This is a genomic window from Kaistella sp., from assembly GCF_032060305.1.
Lineage (GTDB): Bacteria > Bacteroidota > Bacteroidia > Flavobacteriales > Weeksellaceae > Kaistella > Kaistella yananensis.
In genome coordinates this window covers 3,045-6,045 of the sequence record NZ_DAMBHK010000102.1, presented here as the reverse complement: position 1 = coordinate 6,045, position 3,001 = coordinate 3,045, and the positions used below count along the sequence as shown (strand labels likewise).

Annotated in this window: 2 protein-coding genes; both read right to left on the bottom strand. The window is 44.2% G+C overall.

Features of this window, described 5'->3' with window-relative positions:
- Positions 1–32: 32 nt before the first annotated feature.
- Positions 33–1,811 (bottom strand): acyl-CoA dehydrogenase family protein, encoded by a 1,779-nt coding sequence (locus tag V5N63_RS10965; protein ID WP_332033978.1) that lies wholly within the window; start codon positions 1,809–1,811, stop codon positions 33–35.
- Between the two features lie 16 nt (positions 1,812–1,827).
- Positions 1,828–3,001: acetyl-CoA C-acyltransferase (locus V5N63_RS10960; RefSeq protein WP_332033977.1), on the bottom strand; the 1,174-nt coding region annotated here is incomplete at its 5' end.

The following is a 3,001-nucleotide window of genomic DNA, read 5'->3' as shown; positions in this document are numbered from 1 at the left end:
AGGCGTTTAAGATAATGTTATGAAGTTACTTTCTAGTAATGACCTTTCTCTACATAATGCGCTGCGATTTTCTCGGTAAGTGCAATGATGTTTGGTTGGTTGGTGTATTTCGTAAATCTTCGGAGGCCTGAAAGCATCATGCGCTGCTCGTCGCCTTCCGCGAAAGAAATAATTCCTTCTTTGGCCGCTGCGATGATTTTTTCAACGGCTTTGTAAAGGTTCAGCTTAGCCATGGCAACTTCCACAGAATCTGCGCTGAAGTGTTTCTCTGCTCTTAAAATTGCAGATTCAGCCATATAGATTTGGTTCAGGATTTCGGAAGCGTTAAGCAGTAAGTGCTGCTGTTTCTCCATTTCCATCATGTATTTCTGAAGCGCAGCTCCGGAAACCATTAAGAATACTTTTTTCAGGTTCGCAATTATGGCTTTTTCTTCGCTCAGCAGTTCAGAATAATCAGGCACGTCGAAAGACGGAATTCCCATCAGTTCTTTTCCTACTGCCATTGCTGGTTTCAGAAGATCAAGCTGGCCTTTCATGGTTTTCTTGATGAGCATTCCTACCGCAAGAAGACGGTTGATTTCGTTGGTACCTTCGTAGATTCTGCCGATTCTGGCGTCTCTCCACGCTGCTTCCATAGGTGCGTCTGCAGAGAATCCCATACCACCGTAAATCTGAATTCCTTCATCGGCAGTATTCTGCGTTAAATCTGAAACAAAAACTTTAAGGATGGATGCTTCTACCGCAAATTCTTCAACGCCTTTTAGTTCAGCTTCCTGATGGTTCATTCCGCCGGCAACAAGCTCGTCAATTTTATCCTGAACATCTTTCGCGGCACGGTAAGAACCGGCTTCGGAAACGAAAACTCCGGTAGCCATTTCAGCAATTTTCTTTCTGATCGCTCCGAAAGTAGAGATTGCTACACCGAACTGTTTTCTTTCGTTGGCGTATTTTGTTGCGTGAGCTAAGATTCTTCTCTGTCCGTCAAGGTTTGCTGCAGCCAGTTTAATACGGCCAACATTCAGGGAATTTAAAGCGATTTTGAAACCGTTGTTTCTTTCTCCTAAAAGATTTTCCACAGGAACCTTCATGTCGTTGAAGAACACCTGGCGGGTAGAAGAGGAACGGATGCCGAGTTTGTGCTCTTCTTCACCGAAAGTTAAACCTTCGGTATCTCTTTCTACGATAAATCCGGTGATGTTTTTGTCGTCATCAATTTTCGCGAAAACGATGAAAATCTCTGCAAAACCTGCATTGGAAATCCACATTTTCTGTCCGTTGATGATGTAGTGTTTGCCGTCTTCGGAAAGTTTGGCTCTGGTTTTCCCTGAGTTTGCGTCTGAACCTGCATCCGGCTCAGTTAAACAGTATGCGCCAAATTTGGTTCCTGTAGCTAAATCCGGAAGGTATTTATTTTTTTGTTCTTCAGTTCCGTAAAGCAGGATCGGAAGAGTTCCGATTCCGGTGTGGGCACCGTATGCAGTCGCCAATGAACCGTTACCGCCGGAAAGATAATCGCACGCCAACATGGTGGTTACGAAACCCATTCCAAGGCCGCCGTACTGTTCAGGCACTGTTACGCCGAGGAAGCCCATTTCGCCTAGCTTGCGCATGGTTTCTTCGGTTAATGCGTAATCTTTGCTTTCGAATCTTTCGTGGTGCGGAACCACTTCTCTGTCGATGAATTCTTTCGCAGAATCGCGCATCATCTTTTGTTCTTCAGAAAGCTCTTCAAGCGTGAAGATGTCTTTTGCAGGAGTTTCTGTAATAAGGAAATCTCCCCCGATAAGTGTTTTTTGTGTTGTATCGCTCATGATTTTGGTTTTTAATTTAAAGTAATTCAAAAATTGAAGCAGCTCCCTGACCTGTTCCTACGCACATGGAAACCATTCCGTATTTGTTGCCGCGTTTTCGCATCTCATCCAGTAGCTGAACTGTTAATTTGGTTCCTGTACAGCCGAGTGGGTGACCTAATGCGATTGCACCGCCGTTAACATTAAGAATATCTGGATTTAGATTTAATTCTTTCTTAATAGCTACTGACTGAGAAGCGAACGCTTCGTTAAGTTCTATCAAATCGATGTCTTTAAGTTCCAGACCTGCCTGTTTCAAAGCTTTTGGGATGGCATAGATTGGTCCCATTCCCATGATTCTCGGTTCTAAACCTGCAGCTGCATAAGCTACTAATCTTGCTTCCGGTTCCAGACCTAGTTCCTTTACCATTTCTTCGGACATTACAATCACGAATGCCGCGCCGTCACTCATCTGGGATGAGTTTCCTGCTGTTACCGAACCTCCGTTTGCGAAAACCGGACGAAGTTTTGCCAAACCTTCAATCGAAGTATCTTTTCTTGGACCTTCATCAACATTGAAATCGAATTTCTTGGTCTGCATCTTCTGGTTTTCGTCCAGGAAATTATACTCTACAGGGACGGAAACAATCTGGTTTGCAAATTTGCCTTCTTCATTGGCTTTTAAAGCTTTCATATGAGATTCGTAAGCGAACTGATCCTGCTCTTCGCGGGAGATTTTGTACTGATTGGCCACTTCTTCAGCAGTGTAACCCATTCCCCAGTAATAATCAGGGTTAGTTTTTGCTATTTCCGTTTCAGGAACCGGTTTGTAGCCGCCCATTGGAATATAAGACATGGATTCAGTACCGCCGGCGATGATACAGTCGGCCATTCCAGCCTGTATTTTTGCAGAAGCGATGGCGATGGCTTCAGAACCGGAGGCGCAGTAACGGTTAACGGTAACTCCCGGAACTTTGTCGGTATTTAATCCCATTAATGAAATTAAACGGGCAACATTCAGTCCTTGTTCGGCTTCCGGCATTGCGTTTCCTACAATAAGGTCATCAATTCTGTCTTTATCGAGTTGTGGAACAGCAGCCATTAATTTCTCAATAACTGTTGCAGCCAGAACATCTGGTCTTGTAAATCTCAGACTGCCTTTTGGCGCTTTGCCTACGGCGGTTCTGAAACCTTTAATGATATATGCTTGT

What these genes read in the sequence shown, in the direction of transcription:
- V5N63_RS10965 (WP_332033978.1), bottom strand. Translation starts at nt 1,811, where the DNA reads ATGAGCGATACAACACAAAAAACACTTATCGGGGGAGATTTCCTTATT.